Genomic DNA, 24,034 nt, shown 5'->3' with positions numbered 1-24,034 from the left:
TAACGAAATAGCGGGCCCTCACGATGTCCGTGACAGGTCATCTCGGCGTCGGCGACGGCGATGACCGGGATGCGCCGCACGATGTTGCGCAGATGGTTGCACACGTGTGGCGGGCGGGGCGGTGACGTCCGTTCATCGGGGTGCGTCCCTATACCGTCGCAGTGCCCTCTCAGCTGCGTGTTTACCGGCTGGCAGCGGCGGGTATCCGGGTCTCAACGGTCAGCTTATGGGCTGATCGCACACGCGTTTGATTTCGGAACTTCGGCCGGTGGCTGGCTCGTCGGCGTTGTATCGCCAGCCGATCTGCCGGCCGGCCAACAGATGGATATTCGGAGCTGATCGGTGGGGGGAGGTGGCTATGGCGGCATTGCACCTGGGTTCCCCGAGGTTTGGCCGGGACCAGCATGGGATGGGTATGGACGAACCGATGGCTCGGCCGGAGGGGGCCCAGTTGGGTGCGGCCGCGCCAGACCCGCCGTGCGCCGATCGTTCGCCGCGCGCGGAGACGGGGCACCCGGGAATGTCTGAGATGCCTGAGATGTCTGACCACCAGCCGAGCATCGTCGTCGACCCGGATCCGATCGTCATCGTCGGCATGGCGATCGAAGCACCCGGCGGTGTCGACACCGCGGAGGGCTACTGGGAGTTCCTGTCGCAACGACGGGAGGGGTTGTGCCCGCTGCCCACCGACCGGGGCTGGCCGATTCGCGACCTGCTAACCGGATCCTGCCGTGAGGGCTTCAAGCGGATCCACAATTGCGGCGGTTTTCTGACCGGGGCGGCGACCTTCGACCCGGCGTTCTTCGGCATTTCGCTGCGCGAGGCCATCTCGATGGACCCGCAGCAGCGGGTTGCCCTGCGAGTCGCCTGGCGCGCCCTGGAAGGCAGCGGCATCAACCCCGACGACCTGGCCGGACACGACGTCGGCTGCTATGTCGGCGCCTACCTCACTGGTTACGGACCCGACATGGCGGAGTTCTCCGGCCACAGCGGACGCCTGCTCACCGGGACCGCATCCGGCGTGATCTCCGGCCGGATCTCCTACCTGTTGGGGCTGGCCGGCCCGGCGTTGACGATCGACTCCTCCTGCTCGTCTGCGCTGGCTGCACTTCACGTTGCGATCCAGGGATTGCGGGCCGGCGACTGCGACATGGCCCTGGCCGGCGGGGTCACCGTGATGGGCTCTCCCGGCTTCTTCGTCGAGTTCTCCAAGCAGCACGCCCTGTCCGACGATGGCCACTGCCGCCCCTACAGCGCCCAGGCCAGTGGCACCGTCTGGGCCGAGGGTGCGGCAATGTTTGTCCTGCAACGGAAGTCGGCTGCGCTGCGCAACGGCAGGCGAATCGTCGCAGAGGTCCGCGCCAGCGCGCTCAATCAGGACGGTCGCAGCGCGGGGCTCGCGGCCCCGTCGAGTGCGGCGCAGCGCCGCCTGTTTCTGCGGGCCATGGCCCAAGCAGGGCTCGGGCCTGAGCAGATCGGCATGATCGAGGGACACGGCACCAGCACCCGGCTCGGTGATCGCACCGAATTGCAGGCGCTGGCCGAAACCTACGGCAACACCGAACCGGGCCGCGGCGCCCTGCTGGGGTCGGTGAAGTCCAACTTCGGCCATGCGCAGGCCGCCGGCGGCGCGCTCGGGCTGGCCAAGGTTCTGGTCGCCGCCGAGCATGGCGCTGTTCCACCCACCCTGCACGCCGCCGAGGCGAGTCGGGAAATCGATTGGGCCAGACAGGGTTTGCGACTAGCGCAGGAACTGACCCCGTGGCCGGCCGCGGACGGGCAACGGATCGGTGCCGTCTCCGCCTTCGGCATCAGCGGCACCAATGCCCATCTCATCGTCTCGATGGCCTCGACGGCAGAGGCCGCATGATGGCGACGCACCGACTTCCCGATAACCGCGTGCCGGTACTGCTCAGCGCACATGAAGAAGAGCTGATCGGTCAGGACGCGGCGGCCATCCTCGACTACCTCGGGCACCTCGGGGCGCAACCCGGAACCGACGACGTGACCCCGGCGGTGGCGGCCACGCTGCTGCGCACCCGGCGGGTGCGCCGCCACCGCGCGGTCGTGCGGGCCGCCGACCGCGCCGAACTCGAGGCCGGGCTGCGCGCACTGGCCGCTGGTGAACAGCATCCGCTGGTCGCTCGGTCTTCGGAGAACGCCACAACGCGAACCGCGTTCGCGTTCCCGGGCCAGGGCAATCAGTGGCTCTCGATGGGAGCCGAGGCGTACCAGCGTCTTCCGGCGTACCGGGCGGAGGCGGACCGATGCGCGCAAGCGTTCGTCGCCGCGGGGTTGCCGTCGCCGCTGCCCTATCTATTGGGCCACGTGCCAGCCGAGGTGCCAGCCGGCTCAGCCGGCTCGTCAGCCGACACGGACCACGGCTGGTCGCAGATCGACATCCAGGGAGCACAATTCACCCACGCCGCCAGTTTGGCGCAGCTGTGGCGATCCTGCGGAGTGCTGCCCGACCTCACCATTGGGCACAGTCTGGGAGAGGCGGCGGCCGCCTATGTGGCCGGCACCATCACGCTGGCGGACGCGGTCGCCGTCGTAGCCGCCCGGGCCACCGTGGTCGGCCGGCTGTCGGGCCGCTACGGCATGGCGGTCCTCAGCATGGGCGCCGATCAGGCTGAGCGATTGATCGCCGAAACGCCAGGCTGGCTGGAAGTTTCGGCAGTCAACTCGCCGTCGTCGAGTGTCGTTTCCGGGGACCGCGACGCGGTGGCCGCCATCGTGCGACGGGCCGAGCAGAATGGCATTTTCGCCCGCGAGCTGACCGTTGACTATCCGGGGCACACCAGCAAGCTGGAATCGCTGCGCGACACGTTGAGCGAACTGCTGCCCGCATCGAAGTTCTTGGACGCACCGGTGGAGTTCGTCAGCTCGGCACGCGGCGACGTGGTCACGCCCGACACCGACTTCACCGACTACTGGTACCAAAACCTGCGCAACACAGTCAGATTCGATCAGGCCGCGGCAACGGCCGGCAAACGCGGCGCGGGCACGTTCGTGGAAATGTCGGCGCATCCGTCGCTGCGCTACGCACTCGCCGAACTGGCCGAAGACGCCCTGATCGTGGGTTCGGGCCGCCGTGACGAACCCGTCGTGGAGCACTTGTCCGCCAACATTGCCGCTGCCGCGGTGGCCAATCCGGGTTACCGCTGGCGCGACGTCGCCGGTGTCAGCGACCAGCCGCTGCTGCGGGGTTTCCCGACCGCGCCGATGCGGGCCATACATCTGTGGGCCACCCCCGAGCCGTTGCCGCCGGCACCCGGGTCGGCTCTGATGGTCGCCCACGAGCGGTGGGAGCAATTGCCGCCGAGCGACCAGAGTCAACACCACGCGGCTGATCGGCCGACCACCGCCGTCGCGATCGTGACGCCCGACTCCGCCGACGATCCGGTGGCGCGGCGGCTGACCGAGGCGGTCGCGGCGCATCCAGGGTGCGACCTGACGGGACCCGCTGAGGCGGAGATCGCTGTGATCATCGCACCGGCTCTGATGCAGCCGGACGCGATCGCCGCAGCCGGCCAACTCCGCAGCGGCGCACGTCAACTCGACTATCACCACGCGGTCGGGGCGCGCTGTCGACGGGTGTGGCTGGTCACCAGCTGCGGTGAGCAGGTGGACGCCGGCGCACCGGCGGCGTTGCCGGCGCAGGCCGCGCTGGCCGCGATGCACCGCAGCGTCGGTTTCGAGTTCCCCGATCAGACATTCGCCCACCTCGACGTGCCGAGCCGGGATATCGACGAGGCGACCGCTCGCCGGTGCGTCGATGTGCTGCTGGACGATCACACCGAAGTCGCGGTGCGCGCCCACGATTCCGGCACCGGGCTCGATTGCTTCACGCGGACGCTGCGCGAGTCCGCCGAATCCGCGCCCGAGGGCGTCGCCACCGCGGCGCTGGACAATGTGGTGATCACCGGCGGCAACGGCACCATCGGCCTGCGGTACGCCCGGCACTGCGTTGAACGCGGCGCCCGGCGCGTCACGCTGTTGAGCCGCAACGGTGTCGACCGGGACGAGCTGGACCGGTTGACTGCGGGATACCCCGCGCAGGTGCACGCCCCGGCTTGCGACATCACCGACGCCGACGCGCTGGCGGCGGTTGCCGGCGAGTACGCCGGCGACGGCGCGTCGCTGTTGATCCACGCCGCCGGCGCGGCCCGCTTCGCCCCCCACGACCAACTCGGCGACCAGGAGTGGGCAGATATGTTCTCCGCCAAGGTAACCGGACTGGTCCGAATGACCGACGCATGGCCGCTGCGGCCGGATGCGCGGATCCTGCTGTGTTCCTCGGTATCCGGAGTGTGGGGCGGCTACGGGCACGCCGGCTATGCGGCATCCAACCGGATGCTCGACACCATGGCCGCCCAGTTGCGCGGCAACGGACTGAACTGCATGTCGGTGCGCTGGGGCTTATGGCAGGGCACCACCATCGCCGGCGCCGACGACGTCGCCCGCATCGAGCGGTCCGGCTTGATCGCCATGGACCCCGACGCGGCGGTCACGACCAGTCTCGGGTGCCGTCACGGCGACCCGCTGATTCTGGCCGCCGACTTCGACCGCCTTCGGGTGTTCTTCGAAAGCCAGGGCGCCGCAATGCCGTTCGCGACGGCAACCAGCGAACGCGACGACGATTCGGCGGCCGACACCCAGAGTCCGGACCAGCGACCGATCAGTGAGCTGGTACGCGCCGAGATCGCTGCGGCATTCAGTCTCGATGGTCCGGCGGCGGTCGACCTGAACGTGGCGCTGGTCGACCTCGGCGCGGACTCGATGCTGGCGCTGGACCTGCGTGACCGGTTGCGCCGATGGACCGGCCAATCGGTGCCCGCGTCCCGACTGCTCGGCGGTATCACCGGCGCCGAGCTGATCGCGATTCTGAAGTCGGCCCCCGGCGCGGACGGCCCAGCCGCAAGCCCGGAACCCACGGCGGAGCCCGGGTCTACCGCAAATCCCGAAACACGAGAAAGGTTGAGATCCTCGCGTGACTGACACCCACCAAGACTTGACGTCGTTGCGCCGTGGGTTGGCCGAGCCTGACTTGGCCTGGTCCGCGTCGCCTACCCAGGACTCACAACAGGACCCCGGCCCCCCGTTGTCCGATGGTCAGCGCCGGCTGTGGTTCGTGCAGTCGATCGATCCGAGCAGCTCACTGCTCAACGTCTGCGCGTCCTACCGGCTGACGGGAACCGTCGACGTCGGGCGGTTGCACCGGGCGCTGGACGCCGTGGCGGTTCGGCACCCGGTGCTGCGCACCACGTATCACGCCGACGACGACGGAGATCCGCGCCCGGTGGTGCACACTGACCTACAGCCCGGCTGGGCCCAACACGACCTTTCCGGGCTGGCCGAGCAAGCCCGGCGGTTGCGGCTGGAAGTGCTGGCGCAACGGGAGTTTCGCCGTCCTTTCGATCTGACCGCCGACTCCCCGCTGCGGGTCACCGCGGTGCGGCTGGGCGCCGATGAGCTGATGCTGTTGATCACCGCCCATCACATCGCCTGGGACGACGGATCGTGGGGCCCGTTCTTCACGGACCTGACCCGTGCCTATGCCGACCCCGACGGCCTCGACGGCGCGACGCCGCCGGTATCGGCCGCTGCCGCCGGCACCCTCGACGAAGATCTCGCCTATTGGCGATCGTTGATGTCGGATCTGCCCGAGCCGCTGGAACTTCCGGGCGCCAACGGATCGGCGGTGCCCAGCACCTGGCGAGCGCAACGGGTGTCGACGCACCTGTCCGCAGACACTCTCGACCGGGTCACGGCGCTGGCCGGCGAGTGCGGCGCCAGCCCATACCTGGTGATGCTCGCCGCATTCGCCGCGCTGATCCACCGCTACACCCATGCCACGGATTTCCTGATCGCAGCACCGGTGACGGACCGCAACGCCGGAGCCGAGAATGCTATCGGCTATTACGGCAACACCGTCGTGGTGCGCGCCCAACCGCAACCCCGGCAAACATTCCGCGACCTACTGGCGCACACCCGCGACATCACTACCGGGGCTTTCGCCCACCAGCACGTCAACCTCGACTGGCTGGTGCGGGAGTCCAACCCCGACCGCCGCCACGGCGCCGACCGGATGACCCGGGTGAGCTTCGGTCTCCGCGAATCCGATGGCGGCGGCTTCTGCCCGCCCGGCGTGCAGTGTGAGCGTGGCCATCTGTGCGGTCAATTCAGCCAGTTGCCCCTGAGCTTCACCCTGGAACTGTCCGGAACCGGGGCGCTGGTGGAGGCCGAGTATCTCGTCGAGGTGCTCGATCCGTCGCTGGCCGCTCAGCTGCTCGAGCATTACGCCATCCTATTGGACAGCGCCCTGGCCGACCCCGACACCGAGCTGAATCGATTGCAGCTGTTCGGTGCCGGCGAGGCCGAGTGGCTGCGGAACGTCGCCACCGGCCAGGAGTTCTCGACACCACCGACCACCATGCCGGCGTTGGTGACCCGACGCGCAGCGACGTCGCCCGATGCCGTCGCCGTCGTCTACGAGGGCCGTCATTACAGCTACCGCGAGCTCAACGAAGAAGCAAACCGATTGGCGCACTGGCTGATCGACCAGGGTATCGGCACCGAGGACCGGGTCGCCGTGCTGCTGGACAAATCTCCCGAGCTGGTCATCACCGCGTTGGGCGTCCTCAAAGCCGGAGCCGTCTACCTGCCGGTCGACCCGACCTATCCGGAGGACCGGCTGTCCTACATCCTCGGCGACGCCGAGGCCAAACTCGTGCTGCGCGAACCGGTTACCGACCTGGCCGGGTATTCGCCCGCCGACCCGGCCCCCGACGAACTGGTCCGGCCGCTGCGGCCGGACAACACCGCCTACCTGATCTACACCTCCGGATCCACCGGGCTGCCCAAGGGGGTGCCGGTGCCGCATGCCCCGGTCACCGAATACTTCGTCTGGTTCGGCGACGAGTACCAGGTCGACGAGACCGACCGGCTGCTGCAGGTGGCCTCGCCGGGGTTCGACGTGTCCATCGCCGAGATCTTCGGGCTGCTGATCTGTGGCGGGCGGCTGGTGATTCCGCGGCCGGACGGTTTGCGCGACATCGGTTATCTGACCGACCTGCTCTACCGCGAGGGCATCACCTCGATGCATTTCGTGCCGTCGCTGCTCGGCCTGTTCCTGTCGCTGCCCGGCGTCAACCAGTGGCGCACCCTGCGCCGGGTGCCGATCGGCGGCGAGCCGCTGCCGGGTGAGGTCGCCGACAAGTTCCACGCCACCTTCGACGCGCTGTTGTACAACTTCTACGGGCCGACCGAGACCGTCATCAACGCCACCAGCTACCAGGTCGAAGGCACCCAGGGCACCCGGATCGTCCCGATCGGCCGGCCCAAGATCAACACCCAGGTGTATCTGCTCGACGATGCGCTGCAGCCCGTCCCGGTCGGGGTGATCGGCGAAATCTACATCGGCGGAACGCATATGGCGCACGGTTACCACCGCCGGCCGGCACTGACCGCCGAACGCTTCGTCGCCGACCCGTTCACCCCCGGCGGCCGGCTGTACCGGTCCGGGGACTTGGCGCGCCGCAACGCCGACGGCGACATCGAATTCGTGGGCCGGGCCGACGAACAGGTGAAGATCCGCGGCTTCCGCATCGAACTCGGCGAGATCGCCGCGGCCATCTCGGTCGACCCCAGCGTCGGGCAGGCGGTCGTGATCGCCACCGATCTGCCGGGGCTCGGCAAGAGCCTGGTCGGCTACGTCACCCCGTCCGACGGCAACACCGAAACCGTCGACGTGGACCGCATCCGGGCCCGGGTGGCCGCCGCGCTGCCGGACTACATGACCCCCGCAGCCTATGTCGTCCTCGACGAAATCCCGATCACGACGCACGGCAAGATCGACCGGGACGCGCTGCCGCATCCCGAGATCGCGTCGGCCGCCGAATATCGCGAACCCACCACGGCATCCGAGCGCACGGTCGCCGGCTTGTTCACCCAGTTGCTGGGCCATGACCGGGTCGGCGTGGACGACTCGTTCTTCGACCTCGGCGGGCACTCGCTGGTGGCCACCAAGCTGGTCGCCGCGATCCGCTCCGAATGCGGTGTCGAACTCGGCATCCGCGACGTCTTCGAGCTGGTGACGGTGGCGCGGCTGGCCGAACGGGTCGACCAGTTGCAGTCGGGTGCGGTCACTTTCAAACGGCCCAAGCTGGTCAAGACCTCACACGGGGGTCCGCTGCCGCTGTCGGCCGCCCAGCTGCGAACCTGGTTCGCCTACCAGATCGAGGGACCCAGCAAGGTCAACAACATCCCCTTCGCCGCCCGGTTGAGCGGGCCCTGCGATGTCGACGCGCTGGTCGCCGCCGTCGGCGACGTGGTCCGGCGCCACGAGATCCTGCGCACCACCTACACCGAAATCGATGGTGTGCCATATCAAGTGGTGCAACCGGCCGCTGAACTGCCGGTGCGGCAGGCCTCCGGGGAGGGTGAACAGTGGTTGCGGCAGCAGCTGGACAGCGAGCGCCACTACAGTTTCCAGCTGGACCGCGAATGGCCGATCCGCGCCGCAGTGCTGCACACCGGTGACGAGCACGTGGTGTCGTTGGTGGTGCACCACATCGCGATCGACCACTGGTCGGGCGGAGTGCTCTTCGCCGACCTGCTCACCGCCTACCGCGCTCGCCACGCCCGGCAACAGCCGTCCTGGGCACCGCTGCCGCTGCAATACGCCGATTACGCGGCCTGGCAGGGCGAGTTGTTGTCGGAGCCAGACGAACACTCCAGCCTCGCCCGGACGCAACGCGACTACTGGGTGCGCCAGCTGGAAGGCATACCCGAGGACACCGGGCTGCGGCCCGACCTCCCCCGCCCGGCGATGCCCAGCGGGGCCGGTGACTCCGTCGAATTCAGCATCGACGCGCAGACTCGCGCCAGGCTCGCCGGGCTGTGCCGGGAGCTGGGCGTCACCGAATTCATGCTGTTGCAGTCGGCGGTCGCCGTGGTGCTGCACAAAGCCGGTGGCGGCGTGGACATTCCGCTGGGCACGCCGATCGCGGCGCGCACCGAGCCCGAACTCGACCAACTGATCGGCTTTTTCATCAACATCCTGGTGCTGCGCAACGATTTGGACGGCAACCCGTCGCTGCGCGAGGTGCTGACCCGGGCCCGCGAAACGGCGCTGGCCGCCTACGCCCACCAGGACCTGCCGTTCGACCGGGTCGTGGACGCGGTGAGCCCGGTACGGACGCTGTCGCGAAACCCGCTGTTCCAGACCGTCGTACACGTCCGCGATCACCTGCCCGGCGAACGGGTGATCGACACCAGTGCGGCCGGCGACACCGTATTCACCGCGCTGGAGCCGACATTCGACATCGCCCACGCCGACCTGAGCGTCAACTTCTTCGCCACTGCCGATGCTGAAGAAGCCGCATATCAGGGCAACATCCTCTACCGCACCGAGTTGTATCACCGCAGCACGATCGAGCGGCTAGTCGGATGGCTGATGCAGGTCATCGACGCGTTCGCCGGCGACGTCGATCAACGGCTGCGCGACGTGCACTTGCTCGACGCCGAAGAACGACAACGCATTCTCACGCACTGGAGCCGCGGCCCCGAGCCGCCGGCCGAGCGTCCGCGCACGATCGCCGAACTGCTCGAGCCCAGCCGCCGATGGGGCACCGACCGCATCGCGCTGCGCTGCGGCGACGAGCAGATCGACTACGCCACGCTGCATGGTCGTTCGGACAACTTCGCGCACCTACTCGTCGAGCGAGGCGTGGGGCCCGGATCGCTGGTGGGCCTGTCGACGCGGCGCGGCATCGACATGGTGGTCGCGCTGGTCGGCATCATGAAGGCCGGCGCCGGCTTCTTCCCCCTGGATCCCGGGTATCCGGCGGCGCGCAAACAGCTGATGCTCGACGACGTCGCACCGCAGGTCGTGGTGGTGACGTCCGAGGCTCTGGACACCATGCCGGAATCGCCTGAGGTGACGTTCATTTCGCTCGACGACCCGGCGGTGCAAGCAGCTCAGGACCGCGAGCCGTCGACAGATCCGTTGCCCGCCGCGCATCCCGACGACCCGATGTATCTGGTATTCACCTCCGGGTCGACGGGCACCCCCAAGGGGGTTTTGGGCACCCACCGGGCGATGACCACCCGGCTGAACTGGCAGCTATGGAATTACCCGGTGCCCGACCGGGATATCCGGCTGGCGCAGGCGTCGTGGACCTTCCTCGAGGGCTGCATGGAAACCTTGGGCGGCCTGGCCGCCGGGGCCACCACGATCCTGGCCGACGACGCCGAGCACCGCGACCCCGAGGCGCTGGCCTCGCTGATCCAGCGGCACTCGGTGGCCCAGGTCACCGCGGTGCCCAGCCTGGTCTCGACCATCGTCGACACGTGGCCCGAAGCGCTGCGGTCGTTGTACCGGCTGGTGTGCGGCGCCGAGCCGCTGACCGCGTCACTGCAGGAGCGGCTGCTGGCCAACTACGGCTCATGCGGTTCGGGTTCGGGACCGCAGCTGCTGAACAACTTCGGCGCCACCGAAACGTCCGGCGCGCTGGTCCGCGGACCGATGACCCCGCCGGTGCCGCTGCTGGGCACCCCGATGCCCGACGCGCAGGTGTATCTGCTCGACGATGGCCTGAACCCGGTGCCGCCCGGCGTAGTCGGCGAATTGTATTACGCCGGTGGTCAATTGGTGCGCGGTTACTGGAAACGGCCCGGCCTGACGGCAGCGCGGTTCGTGGCCAACCCGTACGCCGCCGAGCCCGGTGCACGGTTCTACCGCAGCGGTGACCGGGCTCGCTGGACGCACGACGGTCGACTCGAATTCGTTGGCCGCACCGACCATCAGGTCAAGGTGCGCGGGTTCCGCGTCGAACTGGGCGAAGTGGAAGCCGCCCTGAAGGCCGCGGACGGAGTGGCCGTGGCGGCGGCACGCACCTGGGACGTCGACGGCAGCACCACCTTGGCAGGCTATGTGGTGCCGCGTCACCGCGCCGCCGGCGAGGAAGCGAAATCCGCGTTCGCATCGGCGGTTCGGGCCGAAGTCGCCGCGGTGCTGCCGGGCTACATGATGCCGTCGTCGATCACCGTGCTCGACGAGATGCCCAAGACCGAGTCGGGCAAGCTGAACCGGCCCGGCCTGCCGCGGCCGGCGGTCAGCACCACCGGCCACCGCGAGCCGCCGGCCACCGACACCGAGCGGGCGCTGGCCGAGGTCTTCGTCGACCTGCTGCCGATCACCGAAATCGGGCGCTTCGACGACTTTTTCACCCTCGGCGGCGACAGCATCCTGTCGGTGCAGCTGGCGGCCCGGGCGCGGGCCGCCGGTCTGCCGGTCAGTCCGCGGATCGTGTTCGAGAACCCGACCGTGCAGCAGCTGGCTGCAGCAGTGGAATCGCGTGCGGCATCCGGTGGCGCCGTTGACGGCGACGGTGCTGCCGACGCCGATACCCACCACGAGCCGATGAGCACATCCGGGTTGTCCGCCGAACAGCTGGCGGCGGTGACGCAATCGTGGAGTAACCAATGACCGCCACCGAAACCGGTGCGCAATCAGGCATCGACGATGTGATGGCGCTGAGCCCTTTGCAGGAAGGGCTGTATTCGCTGACCGTGCTTTCCGGGCTGGCCGATGCCCATGACGGCTCTCCGGTCGACGACCCGTACCTGGTCGGGATCGCCGCCGATATCGCCGGTCCGCTCGACGTCGAGCTGCTCAAGGACTGCGCGGCGAAAATGTTGATGCGCCACCCGAACCTGCGGGCCTGCTTCGTCAGCCGCGACATCCCCCGGCCCGTGCAGATCGTGCCGTCGCGGGTCGAGTTGCCCTGGCGTCACGTTGCCGCCGAGCCCGCGGATATCGAAAAACTGTCGGCCGCGGAACGGTCTCGGCCGTTCGACTTCGAAAAGACACCGGCGATCCGCTTCCTGCTAATCGAATTGCCGGATGCCCGTTGGCATTTGGTGATCACCGCGCATCACATCGTGATCGACGGGTGGTCGCTGCCGGTGTTCGCAGCGGAGATGATCGCGCTGTACGGGGCGGGCGGTGACCTGGACGCGCTGCCGGTCAAGCCGCGGCCGTACCGGGATTACATCGGGTGGCTGGCCGCGCGTGACCGCTCGGCCAGCGAGCGGGTGTGGCGCGAGCACCTTGCCGGGTTGCCCGGCCCGACGCTGCTGGCGGCGTCGATGTCCTCCGAAGCGCCCCGGACCGGATTGCCGCGGCGCACCGAGTTACGCACCGACCGTCAGACCACCGCGCGGTTGCGCGACGGTGCCCGCTCCCGCGGAATCACCGTGAACACCTTGATGCAGATGGCCTGGGCGCTGGTGTTGTCACGGCTGACCGACCGCGACGACGTGGTGTTCGGCGTCACGGTGTCGGGCCGGCCCGCCGAACTGTCCGGCGTCGAAACCATGATCGGGTTGTTCATCAACACCGTGGCGCTGCGGGTGCGACTCGATCAGCACGCCGCTGTCGATTCGCAATGCGTTGCGCTGCAACGCAATGCAGCGACGCTGCGGGACCACAGCTACCTCAGCCACGCGCAACTGCGGGCGATCGGCGGCGTCGGCGAGATGTTCGACACGCTGCTGGTCTACGAAAATTTTCCTACCGCCGGACTGGCCGAATCCGGTGAATTGAGGGCTCGCGGTGTGACATTCCGGCCGGCGGGGCTGGAGAGCGTGACGCATTTCCCGGTCGCGCTGGCCGCCCACCTGGACGACGGCGAGCTGGTCATGTTCGTCGAGGTGCTCGACGGCGCGCTCGGCGCTACCACCGGTGAAAAGCTCGGCCGCCGCGTGCTGGCCACCGCCGAGCGGCTGCTGGCGAAATGGGAGGACCCACTGCGCGAGGTCAGCGTGCTGTTCGACGAAGAGACCCGGCCGCTGCGCGCCGCCGGCACAGCACCGGCCCGCCCGACAGCTTGCTTTCACACCCGCTTCGCCGCGGTTGCGCAGGCCAGTCCCGACCAGGAGGCGCTGAGCTGGACCTCCGGGTCCATGTCCTACGGCGAGCTGGACGCGGCGGCCAACCGGCTGGCCGCGGTACTGATCGATCGCGGCGCCGAGCCGGAATCGCCGGTGGCGGTACGGCTTTCCCGTAGCCCGCAGTATGTCGTCGCGCTGCTTGCGGTGCTCAAATCCGGCGCGGTGTGCGTGCCGCTGGAACCGGGAACGCCGCCGGAACGGGTGAAGTCGATCCTGCGCCAGACCGGTGCCACCGTTGTCGTCGACGAGGACCTGGTGACAGCCTCCGAGGCGCCCGACCAGGCCGACGATTTCCGCCCCGTCGACGTCGACCCCCGGCAAGCCGCCTACGTCGTCTTCACCTCCGGGACCACCGGGGAACCCAAGGGCGTCATCGGAACCCACGCCGCGCTGGGTGCCTACGCCGACGACCACATCGACTCCGTGCTGCGGCCGGCCGCCACCCGACTGCGGCGTCGGCTGCGTATCGCGCACGCCTGGTCGTTCGCGTTCGACGCCGCCTGGCAACCGCTGGTCGCCTTGCTCGACGGCCACACCGTGCACGTCGTCGACGAACGCACCCAGCGCGACGCCGAGTCGCTGGTCCACGCGATCGCCGAGCACCGCATCGACATGATCGACACCACCCCGTCGATGTTCGCCCAACTGCGGGCCTTCGGCTTGCTCACGACCGTTCCGCTGGCGGTGCTCGCGCTGGGTGGCGAAGCTGTTGCCCCGCCGACGTGGAACCTGATTCGCGAGGAATGCGCGCGCAACGGGATGGCGGCCTACAACTGCTACGGCCCCACCGAAACCACCGTCGAGGCAGTGGTCGCCGACATCACCGAGCACCCCGCGCCGTCGATCGGGCGTCCGACCCAGCAGAGCCGCGCCTATGTGCTGGACTCCGCGCTGCGCCCGGTGCCCCACGGTGTGGCCGGCGAATTGTATGTGGCAGGAGCGCAATTGGCGCGCGGCTATCTCGGACGCCCCGGTGAGACGTCACATCGATTCATCGCCGACCCGTTCGGTTCCGGGGAGCGGATGTATCGTACCGGCGACGTGGTGCGCCGCCAGCCCGACGACTCGCTGCACTATCTGGGCCGCGCTGACGAGCAGGTGAAGATCCGTGGCTACCGGGTGGAACCCGGCGAGATCGCCGCGGCGCTGCAGGCGCACCCGGGGGTGCGTCACGCCCATGTGGTGGTCCGCGAACACCAGCGCGGCGCTCGGTTGACGGCCTGCGCCGCGACCGCGAACGGCTCCGAGCCCACCGAAGCCGAACTGCGGGCCATGCTCGGTGAGCGGCTGCCGCGCTACATGGTGCCGCAGCGCATCGTCGTCGTCGATGAGATCCCGCTGACCGCCAACGGCAAGCTGGACGAGGCCGCGCTGCCCGACGCCGATGCCGGCGCCGTTGGCTCGGCACCCGAGACGGCCACGGAATCCGCTCTGGCCGAGTTGCTTTCGGAGATGTTGCAGACTCCCGAGGTCGACGTGACCGCCGATTTCCTGGAACTGGGACTGGACAGCATCGTGGCGCTGTCGGTGGTCCAGGCGGCGCGACGCCGCGGCATCCCGCTACGCGCCCGGCTCACCCTGGAATGCAACAATATTCGCGAACTCGCCGCCGCGGTCGACGCCGAAGCCACCGGCGCGGCCCGCGACGCCGAGCACAGCAGCGAACCGATCCCGTTGCTGCCCAACGCGCTTTGGGTCTATGAATTCGGCGAGCCGCGGCGGATGGGACAGGTCGAAGCCATCAGGCTGCCCGAAGGGATCACCGCAGAGCAGCTGCGAGCCGCGCTGGCCGCTATTGTCGACAGCCACGAAGTGCTGCGCACCCGCCTGGACCGCACCAGCATGACCCTGGTGCCCACTCCGGTCGGCGACTTCTTCGACGAGGCAGCGGTGTCCGGTGATCTGCAGGCTGCGGTCACCGTACATGCCGAAGCGGCCCTGGAACGCCTTGACCCCGAACGTGGTTCGCTGCTGTCCGCCAGATGGCTGCGGCCGCCGAGCGGACCGGGCGTGCTGCTGCTGGCCGCGCATGTGCTGGCGATGGACCCGGCGTCGTGGCGGGTGGTGCTGGGTGAACTCGACGCCGCCTTGCATGCGCTGGCCGGCGGCCACTCACCCGCGCCTGTCCCCGAGCACACCAGCTACCGGCGGTGGGCGCAAGCGCTCCTGCGGCGCGCCGAAACCCTTGACACCATGTCGTTTTGGCTTTCCCAGCTCGAGGGTGACGACCCGGATCTGGGCGCCCGACGGGTCCATGCCCACCGTGACCGGGTCGCTGGCCTGCTGATCCGGGCCGCAGTGACCGACACCGACATCACCGGTCGACTGCTGGCCTCGGGTGTGCCGATGTTCGACCTGCTGGTCGCGGCGGCAGCGCGGACGGTGACCCGGTGGCGGCAGCGCCGGGGTCAGCCGACGCCGGCGCCGCTGCTGGCGCTGGAAACTCACGGCCGCGCCGCCGCCTTGGTCGACCCCGACGGCACGATCGACACCACCGACACCGTGGGCCTGCTCAGCGCGATCTATCCGCTGCGAGTGCATTCCACCGACCCGCATCGTGTGACCGAGCAATTGGCGGCTGTCCCCGGCGCCGGAATCGATTACGGTCTGCTGCGCTACCTGCGCGCCGACACCGCGGCTGCGCTCAACAGTGTTCCGGGGCCGCAGCTGCTGCTGAACTACCTGGGCCGCACCGACGTCGGTGACGCCGGCGCCAGCGTGCGCCTGGACCGCGAGCTGCTGGGCGGACTGCCACCGCTGCCCGAACCAAACGTGGCGGTGCGTCACGAACTGGTCATCATGGCCACCCTGCTGGGCTCCGGCGACCAGCAAGTCTTGTTGACGCAGTGGCGCGCCCTGCCCGATATCCTCAGCGAGTCGGATCTGGCTGCGCTGCAGGATCTTTGGAATGAATCTCTCAAGGAGTCCGTGACATGACTACACTAGCGGTCGTCGGCGCCGGGGCCAAGGCGGTGGCCGTCGCCGCCAAGGCGTCGGTGTTACGCGCCATGGGTGTCGACACACCTGACGTCGTCGCCATCGAACGCACCGCAGTGGCCGCCAACTGGCAGGCCGGCGGCGGCTGGACCGACGGCGCCCAAAGCCTGGGCACCAGCCCGGAAAAGGACGTCGGCTTCCCGTATCGCTCATCGCTGGTGCCGCGCCGCAACGCCGAGCTCGACGAGCGGATGACGCGCTACAGCTGGCAGGCGTATCTCATCGCCACCGGTCAATTCGCCCAATGGATCGACCGCGGCCGTCCGGCGCCGACCCACGGCCGATGGGGCCAGTATCTGCGCTGGGTCGCCGAGCGAATTGACATGACGGTGGTCTACGGCGAAGTCGAACGAATCGCGCTCGACGGCCGACGCTGGGCGCTGCGCACCGCCGAGCGCACCGTGCACGCCGACGGGTTGATGATCACCGGGCCCGGCCAAGCCGAACGGACTCTGCTGCCGGGCAATCCGCGGGTGCTCTCCATCGCGCAGTTCTGGCATCGCGCCGCCCAACACGACCGGATCAGCGCCGAGCGAGTCGCGATGATCGGCGGCGGCGAGACGGCCGCGGCCATGCTCCATGAGCTGTTCCGGCACCCGATTTCGACGATCACCGTCATCTCACCGCAGGTCACGCTGTTCACCCGGGGCGAAGGCTTCTTCGAGAACTCGCTGTTCTCCGACCCATCCGACTGGTCCGCCCTGACTCTGCCGGAACGACGCGACGCGATCGCACGCACCGACCGCGGAGTGTTCTCGTCGAGCGTGCAGGATGCGCTGATGGCCGACGACCGGATCCGGCACCTGCGCGGCCGGGTTGCGCACGCGGTCGATCGCGGCCAGCAGATCCGGCTCACCCTGAGCACCGACCGGGGCACCGAAAACTTCGAAACCGTGCACGGTTTCGACCTGGTCATCGACGGCTCGGGAGTTGACGCGTTGTGGTTTACCACGCTGCTGAGCCAGGATGCGCTCGACCTGCTCGAACTCGGGCTGGGCGGGCCGCTCAGTAGCGAACGCTTGCAGGAGTCGATCGGCTACGACCTCGCCGTCAACAGCGTCACGCCGAAGTTGTTTTTACCCGGCCTGGCCGGACTCAACCAGGGACCCGGATTTCCCAACCTCAGCTGCCTGGGCCTGCTTTCCGACCGGGTGCTGGGCGCCGAGCTGCCCGAAAACGACCCTTCGATTAGGAGAAACGATGAGCACCAATCCCTTCGATGACGAGACCGGCTCCTTTTGCGTGCTGGTCAACGACGATGAGCAGCACAGCCTGTGGCCCGCGTTCGCCGAGATCCCGGCCGGCTGGCGCAAGGTGTACGGCGAAGCCAGCCGGGCGGATTGCCTGCAATACGTCGAGGAACACTGGACCGACATGCGGCCGAAGAGCCTGCGCGAAGCAGTGAATTCGCAGCAGTCTCGTTAGCCGGGCCAGCCCGCGCTGCGACTTCGATTCCCGAATCGCGACACCTAGGACATCAACCGAAACCCGAGATGACATGAGTGAACCCGACGTGATCCTGCCGCGGGAATTGACCGACCTACCCGACGAGGTCCGAAACATCCCGCCGCCGCCCGCCAAACCCGAAGTGCCCGAACCATATGCATTCCGGCTGGCCGATCCCGATGCCGACGCGGACATGATCGCCGAGTGGATGCGCCGGCCCCACCTGGCCGAAGCATGGGAATACGTGTGGCCGGTGTCGCGGTGGCAGCGCTACCTGCGCGCCCAGCTCGACGGCAGCTATTCGCGACCGATGATCGGCAGCATTGACGGACAAGACCACGCCTACGTCGAACTCTATTGGGCTGCCAAGGATTCCATCGCTACCCGGTACGAGTGGGCTCCATATGATCTGGGCATACACGCGGGCATGGCCGACCCGGAGATCACGAACAAGGGAATCGCCCAATTCGTGTTGCCGCACCTGGTGGCCAGTGTGCTCAACGCCGAACCGCGTTGTCGGCGAGTCATGTTCGACCCGGACTACCGAAACAAGATGGCGCGCAGGTTCTGTGAGAGCGCCGGCTGTGTATTTCTCGGCGAACACGACATGGCGAATCGTCGGATGGCACTCTATGCATTGCCCCGCACGCCCGAGGACGTGCCCCGGGCTCGAGAGTCCTGATCGCCGATTCCCGATGTGCGGCCGTCGAGCGCCGACCCCCGAGCCCAGGGAATCCCAGCTACCCCGCACCGGGCCGTCATGGCGGCGTATCGAGTGTGCCGTGACGGCTTTGAGTGTGCCTGTAGGGCAACAACGTTCACGATCGGCCGTCCCTGACGGCACACTCGGCGCCGTCAACATACACTCGGCGCCGGGATTCGGCCGCTACCCGGCGGCCGGCGTCCGTGGCATCACATAGGGCCTCGGCGTGACCCGCAGCACGCCGCTGACGCCGCTGACGCCGTTGCCACCGCCCGCGTTGGCCAGTTGCCCCAGCGGCAGCCCCCCGAGCATGGGCGCGGGCCCAGTTTCGGCGGCGCTGGCCAGGCCGGCCAACGGCAATGCCCGGGCCGCCGGGACGACCGCCTGATTCGCCGCCGCCCACCCTTGCGGCACCGACAACGAGCCGACCGACAGCGCCCGGCCCAAACCCGCCGCGACCCCGGAGCCACCGATCCCCGAGGGAGCCAACCCACTTCCCAGCGACCCCATGGCCCTGGCTCCCGTTTCGACCGCGGCTTCGACCGCCTTGGCGGCCGCCGGAGCCATGCCCTTCATCAGTGAACTCGCCGTGTTGGTCATCGACATGCCGGAGTTGAGCATCGAAACGTGATTGTTGAGCATCGAGACGATGTTGCTGATCGGCGACAGATGCGGCGAAATCGCCTTCCAGAGCTCTCCCACGGTTGTGAAGGGTGTGGTGCCTTGGGTGGGCTCGGCGAGCTGTTGCAGCGCCTGCGGCACGGTGGACATCAGCTGGTTCGCCGCGGCGGTGTCGGTGGCCTCCTCGACCGCCGCGGCCTGCTGCACCAGCCCGCCGGCGTTGGTGATCTCCGGGGCCTCGTCGAACGGCGTCAGCGTCTCGGCCGCCACTGCCGCCGAACTCGCATAGCCATACATCGCGGCGGCGTCCTGAGCCCACATCTCGCCGTACTCGGCCTCGGTGACCGCGATCGCCGGGGTGTTCTGCCCGAACAGGTTGGTCGCGATCAGCGTCACCAGCTGGACACGGTTCTCGGCGATCACGGCCGGCGTCACCGTCATGGCAAAAGCCGTCTCATGGGCTGTCGCCGCCGTCCGGGCCTGGTCGGCGGTCAGTTCGGCCTGCGTTGCGGTGATCCCCAGCCACGTCACGTACGGCGCAGCGGCCGCGGCCATCAAGCCCGCCGACGAACCCCGCCACGGCCCGACGAGCAATCCCCAGATCACCGACTGAACAGTGGACGCAGCGCTGTATAAATCGACAGCCACGCCATCCCAGACCTGCGCGGCGGCCAGAAGCGAGCCCGTTCCGGGCCCGGTGTACATCCGCGCGGAGTTGATCTCCGGCGGCAATGCTCCGAAATCCATCGTCAGTCCTATTCTCGGAACGCGGCCGGTTACTGGGCGGCCGCGGCGTTGGCGGCTTCGGTGGCGGCATACGAGCCGGCGCTCGCGGCAAGAGTCGCGACCAACTGATCATGAATCGCGGCGGCCTTCGCGCTCACCGCCTGATAGTTGGCCGCGTGCGCCGCGAACTGCACTGCGACCAGTGCCGAGACCTCGTCGGCGGCCGGAGGCAACACACCCGTCGTCGGAGCCGCGGCAGCGGCATTGCCGGCGCTCAGTGCCGCACCGACCGACCCGAGATTGGCCGCTGCGGCCGCCAGCGCGTCTGGTTGTGCCGTCAGAAAGGACATGCGGTTACCTCCTCGAGAGCCGGGCATCCGCCCGGCAATACCGTTGATCGTCGGGTCACCGGTGGCCCACGCTCTCCGCCACGGGTCGGGTCGGCGGTGATGAACTGGCGCTGATGATTGCGAACAGGCAACGACCGCAACAGGTTAATCTCACCCGAACAGGCCGGCCGGAGGTGCAAACTGCACCAACGGGTCCGGCCAGCGGTGAAATCCTCCCCATTGGGCCCGGCCGCAGGTGCAAAGTGCACCGTGGGTGTACAGCGCGGCACGTTGTCCCGGACCGGCCGGCGGGTTCATCGCGGGTCGGCTATCGCACTGCGCCGCAACCCGTTCCAAACGGGGATGCTTGATGAGCACGGTTCTGGCGGCGGCGCCCCGCCAATCGAGCCAATCAAGCAGTAGCCGAGATATGTTCAGCCTGAATTGAGCGGATCGGCACCACCGCAACCGGGGCTGGTTGCCGGGTTACCTTTCGCCTCCCGACGAGCACAATTGTCGGGTCCCGTAAGCCGGCCACTGCAATGGTGTCCCCGGTCCACGCGGCCAAGTGGCTTGGCGCCCGCGCAACCAGCGACTTCGCGAATCCGCGACTGCGGCCGTGGCGCATACCACGTCGGCGGCAAACGGACAATGGCACTGCCGCCGTGAATCCGAGAGGGCAAGGGCGACAAAAGGAAGTCCGACCCGACAGCGGAAAACCATAACCTACAGCACCAACTGCCGATCCTAGAATCAGCGCGTGGTACGGCAACGACCCTCGCCGCGAGTTCGCGAGCTCATCCGAGAAGGAGCCCGGATCGCCCTCAACCCCGGCCCGGAATGGATCGCGGAGCTGGATCGTGCCACGGTCGCGGCCAACCCGGCCATCGCCGATGATCCTGTCCTGTCCAAGGTCGTCCAAAAGGCCAACCGCGCCAACCTGGTGCACTGGGCGGCCGCCAATATGCGCGACCCCGGCGCAGCGGTGCCGCCCAACCTGGGTACGGAGCCGCTTCGCATGGCCCGCGACCTGGTGCGCCGGGGCCTGGACACCTTGGCGCACGACGTCTATCGAGCCGGGGAATACATCGCCTGGAGGCTGTGGCTGCATATTGCGTTCGATCTCACCGCCGATCCTGCGGAGCTGCGCGAGCTTCTCGACGTTTCCGCCCGGTCGGTCAACGACTTCATCGAGGCCACACTTGCCGGCATCGCCGCTCAAATCCAGCTCGAACACCACGAACTCAACCGTGGCAGCCATGCCGAGCGCCTCGAGGTGGTCGGGCTCCTTCTCGAGGGCGCCCCGATCAGCCGAGAGCGCGCCGAGGCTCGGCTGGGCTACCCTTTGAACCGGGCGCACACTGCGGCCATCGTCTGGAGCGACGAGATCGACGGCGACCACGGCGATCTCGATCGTGCCGCCGACGCGTTCAGCCACGCCGTGGGCTATGCGCAACAGCTCACCGTGGTCGCCAGTGCGGCCACCCGCTGGGTGTGGCTGGCCGACGCCGCCGGCCTCGACATCGCCGCGGTTGAGCGGGCGCTGGACAACACTGCCGGGGCGCGCATCGCCATCGGAACCACCGCAACCGGGACCGGCGGGTTCCGGCGCAGCCACCTCGAGGCGCTGACCGCGCAGCGCACCCTGATCCGACTGCAGTCCGGCCAGCGGGTGGCATTCTTCTCCGACGTGCAGATGGTCGCTCTGGTCACCCAAAACCCGCAAACCGCAAACGAATTCATCTCCAGCACGCTCGGGGACCTGGAATCGGCCAGCCCGGAGCTGCAGACGACGCTACTGACGTTCATCAACGAGCAGTGCAACGCCTCCCGCGCCGCCAAGCGCCTCTACACACACCGCAATACCTTGCTGCGCCGAATCGAGTCCGCTCAACGACTCCTGCCGCGGCCTTTGGGCCGCACCTCCGTCGAGGTCGCCGTCGCGCTCGAAGCCCTGAGGTGGCGCGGCACCAACATCGGCAATCTGCCCGCACCCGCTCGTCACGACGACGGCGTGCCGGCTTAGCCAATTCGAGCCAATTCGAGCCAATTCGAGCCGATTCAGCCTTCCGGCAGCAATTGCTTCTTGAGCACCTTGCCCAGCGCATTGCGCGGCAGCGACGCCACGATCCGCACCTCACGTGGGCGCTTGTGGACCGAAAGCTGGTCAGCGACAAACTGAATCAAGTCATCGGGGTTGGCTGAGCCGACGACGTAGGCAACGATGCGCTGGCCCAGGTCCGCGTCGGGGACTCCGACGACTGCGGCCTCGGCCACATCAGGATGCCCCAGCAGCACCGTCTCGATTTCGCCCGCACCGATGCGGAATCCGCCCGACTTGATCAAGTCGACCGACTCGCGTCCCACGATGCGGTGCATGCCGCCGGCGTCGACGACCGCGACGTCACCGGTGCGATACCAACCGTCGGCTTCGAAGGCTTCAGCAGTGGCATCCGGTCGATTCAGGTAGCCCTCGAACATCGTCGGGCCCCGAACCTGAAGCCTGCCAACGGTTTCGCCGTCATGCGGGACCGGGTCACCGCCGTCGTCGACCAGCCGGGTCTGCACACCGGCCACCGGCAGGCCCACCCAACCCGGGCGGCGTTCGCCGTCGGCCCGGGTCGACACGGTGATCAATGACTCCGAGGCGCCGTAGCGTTCGATGGGCCGGTGCCCGGTCACCGCGACCAGCTTGTCGAAAACCGGCACCGGCAGCGCCGCGCTGCCGGACACCAACAGCCGCGCCGGCTTGAGCGCCTCGGCGGCAGCCTGGTCGGCCGCCACCCGCGACCACACCGTCGGCACCCCGAAATACAGCGTGCCGCCCGCGGCCCCGTATCCGGCCGGCGTCGGTTTTCCGGTGTGCACGAACCGATTTCCGACCCGCAGCGAACCGAGCAGACCGAGCACCAGGCCGTGTACGTGATACATCGGCAACCCGTGCACCAGAACGTCATCGGCGGTCCACTGCCAGGCGTCGGCCAGTGCGTCGAGGTCGGCGGCGATCGCGCGCCGGCTCAGCTGCACGCCCTTGGGCAGGCCGGTGGTGCCCGAGGTGTAGATCACCATCGCGACGGCATCGGGAGACGGCTCGGGATGACGGTGCCAGGACTGGGCCCGCAACCGCACCGGAATGTGCGGCAGCCCTTCGGTTTCGCCGGGTACCGGTCCCAGCCACGCCTGCGCGCCGGAGTCGGTGAGCATATGCCGGCGTTCGGCCACCCCGACGTCAGCCGGTACCGGGACGACTTGCACGCCGGCGAGCAGACAACCGGTGACGGCCAGCACGGTAGCGGCGGTCGGCGTGGCCAGCACCGCGACCCGGTGCGCGCCCGCGACCCGCTCGGCCACCGACGTCGCGGCGCCGACCAGGTCGCTGCGGCTGAGTGTGACGCCGTCGATGCTGACCGCGTCGGCGAGGTCGGCGGCGGATGGGTCAGCGGGGTTCAGCGAGGCCAGCAGCACCTGAGCAGGCTACCCAGACCAGTCGACGGCCGGAAACAGCGGCCGCAGTATCGCCGGCGGACGGAACGGGGTCCAGCTGCCCCGCGGTTGCGCCAGCCGGTCGGCGATGGCCCACACCGTCGCCGGATGGTGGCCGTAACCGATGTGGCTGGCCAGCACCGCGATGTTCTCGCTGCGCGGCCCGGGCGGATTGATGCAGGTCTGCCAGGCGACCATACCGTCGAAGCGCGAGTAGATCGCCGTCGCGGGGACCGGCATGGGTTCGGCTTCGGACTTCAACGGCAGCACATGCTGTTCGGAGTGCAGGTGGGCGTAACGCTTGAAGCTGGGGGTCGCGCGCGTCTGGCCTTCGTCCTCCATCCGAAACGGGCTGCCGAGGGTGATCACCTGACGCACCGCCGACGGATGACGGCGGGCCAGCGCGCGCGCGAAGATGCCGCCCAGACTCCAGCCGATCAGGGAGAGCGGAACGTCGTAGCGGGCGTGCAGCTCATCGAGGCGCAGTTCCATGCCGCGCACCGCTTCGGGCGTGGGACCGATGTTGCGGCCGAGGCCCCAGCCGTGGGCCCGATACCCGAGGCGGCGCAGCAGCCGCCGCAGCGTCCAGGTGGAACCGTCGCCGGCCAGCAGGCCGGGCAGCACCAGCACCGGATGCCCGTCGCCGACCGGCAGCATCCGGCGCAGCGGCAGCACACTGACCAATTGCCCGTACTCGGCCACCGCGCGCGGGATGTCGGTGAGGTAGAGCGCCAGTGGCGGGGCGCTGACGGGGTTGGTCGTGGACATG

General features: G+C 68.6%; 12 protein-coding genes. 8 read left to right on the top strand and 4 right to left on the bottom strand.

The window, feature by feature from the left end:
- The first annotated feature begins 538 nt into the window (after window positions 1-538).
- The 7 genes from CDN38_RS20590 to CDN38_RS20560 all read left to right on the top strand — a co-directional run bounded on the left by CDN38_RS20590 (window position 539) and on the right by CDN38_RS20560 (window position 18,085).
- Window positions 539-1,870, top strand: coding sequence for a beta-ketoacyl [acyl carrier protein] synthase domain-containing protein (locus CDN38_RS20590; RefSeq protein WP_075513557.1), 1,332 nt, complete (start codon window positions 539-541; stop codon window positions 1,868-1,870).
- Window positions 1,870-5,001 (top strand): mycobactin polyketide synthase MbtD, encoded by a 3,132-nt coding sequence (mbtD, locus tag CDN38_RS20585; protein ID WP_099319444.1) that lies wholly within the window; start codon window positions 1,870-1,872, stop codon window positions 4,999-5,001. The genes CDN38_RS20590 and mbtD overlap by 1 nt, the downstream gene beginning before the upstream one ends.
- Window positions 4,994-11,494: a non-ribosomal peptide synthetase gene (locus CDN38_RS20580; RefSeq protein WP_099319151.1), complete on the top strand. Its 6,501-nt coding sequence runs from the start codon at window positions 4,994-4,996 to the stop codon at window positions 11,492-11,494. The genes mbtD and CDN38_RS20580 overlap by 8 nt, the downstream gene beginning before the upstream one ends.
- A complete protein-coding gene (locus tag CDN38_RS20575; protein ID WP_099319150.1) occupies window positions 11,491-15,897 on the top strand; it encodes a non-ribosomal peptide synthetase in 4,407 nt (1,468 codons plus the stop codon). Before CDN38_RS20580 ends, CDN38_RS20575 begins: the two co-directional genes overlap by 4 nt.
- A complete protein-coding gene (gene mbtG / locus CDN38_RS20570; RefSeq protein ID WP_075513502.1) occupies window positions 15,894-17,180 on the top strand; it encodes an NADPH-dependent L-lysine N(6)-monooxygenase MbtG in 1,287 nt (428 codons plus the stop codon). The genes CDN38_RS20575 and mbtG overlap by 4 nt, the downstream gene beginning before the upstream one ends.
- Entirely contained in the window at window positions 17,158-17,382 is a 225-nt protein-coding gene (locus CDN38_RS20565; RefSeq protein ID WP_075513501.1) for an MbtH family protein, read from the top strand. Before mbtG ends, CDN38_RS20565 begins: the two co-directional genes overlap by 23 nt.
- A 73-nt stretch (window positions 17,383-17,455) precedes the next feature.
- Window positions 17,456-18,085 carry a GNAT family N-acetyltransferase gene (locus CDN38_RS20560; protein ID WP_075513500.1) on the top strand — a complete coding sequence of 210 codons (630 nt, stop codon included), beginning with the start codon at window positions 17,456-17,458 and terminating at the stop codon, window positions 18,083-18,085.
- Between the two features lie 204 nt (window positions 18,086-18,289).
- Here CDN38_RS20560 and CDN38_RS20555 read toward each other — a convergent pair whose 3' ends face one another.
- Complete coding sequence (locus CDN38_RS20555) at window positions 18,290-19,474, bottom strand: PPE family protein (RefSeq protein WP_075513499.1); 1,185 nt, start codon at window positions 19,472-19,474, stop codon at window positions 18,290-18,292.
- 29 nt (window positions 19,475-19,503) lie between these two features.
- Complete coding sequence (locus tag CDN38_RS20550; RefSeq protein WP_075513498.1) at window positions 19,504-19,803, bottom strand: PE family protein; 300 nt, start codon at window positions 19,801-19,803, stop codon at window positions 19,504-19,506.
- A gap of 739 nt (window positions 19,804-20,542) precedes the next feature.
- On the opposite strand from CDN38_RS20550, the gene CDN38_RS20545 reads away from it, so the two are divergent.
- Window positions 20,543-21,808: an Rv1453 family transcriptional regulator gene (locus CDN38_RS20545; protein ID WP_075513497.1), complete on the top strand. Its 1,266-nt coding sequence runs from the start codon at window positions 20,543-20,545 to the stop codon at window positions 21,806-21,808.
- A 35-nt stretch (window positions 21,809-21,843) separates the two neighbouring features.
- Here CDN38_RS20545 and CDN38_RS20540 read toward each other — a convergent pair whose 3' ends face one another.
- Together CDN38_RS20540 and CDN38_RS20535 are read right to left on the bottom strand one after the other, a co-directional pair.
- The gene (locus tag CDN38_RS20540; RefSeq protein WP_075513496.1) at window positions 21,844-23,247 is read right to left on the bottom strand and encodes an acyl-CoA synthetase; all 1,404 of its coding nucleotides are present in this window, start codon (window positions 23,245-23,247) and stop codon (window positions 21,844-21,846) included.
- Window positions 23,248-23,256: 9 nt separating this feature from the next.
- On the bottom strand, window positions 23,257-24,033 hold the full coding sequence (locus CDN38_RS20535; protein WP_075513495.1) for an esterase/lipase family protein: 777 nt from the start codon (window positions 24,031-24,033) through the stop codon (window positions 23,257-23,259).
- Window position 24,034: the final 1 nt, after the last annotated feature.

It is taken from the genome of Mycobacterium ostraviense (assembly GCF_002705925.1).
Classification (GTDB): domain Bacteria; phylum Actinomycetota; class Actinomycetes; order Mycobacteriales; family Mycobacteriaceae; genus Mycobacterium; species Mycobacterium ostraviense.
Note: the sequence above shows the minus strand (reverse complement) of the source record. Positions and strands in the feature narration are given on the sequence as shown.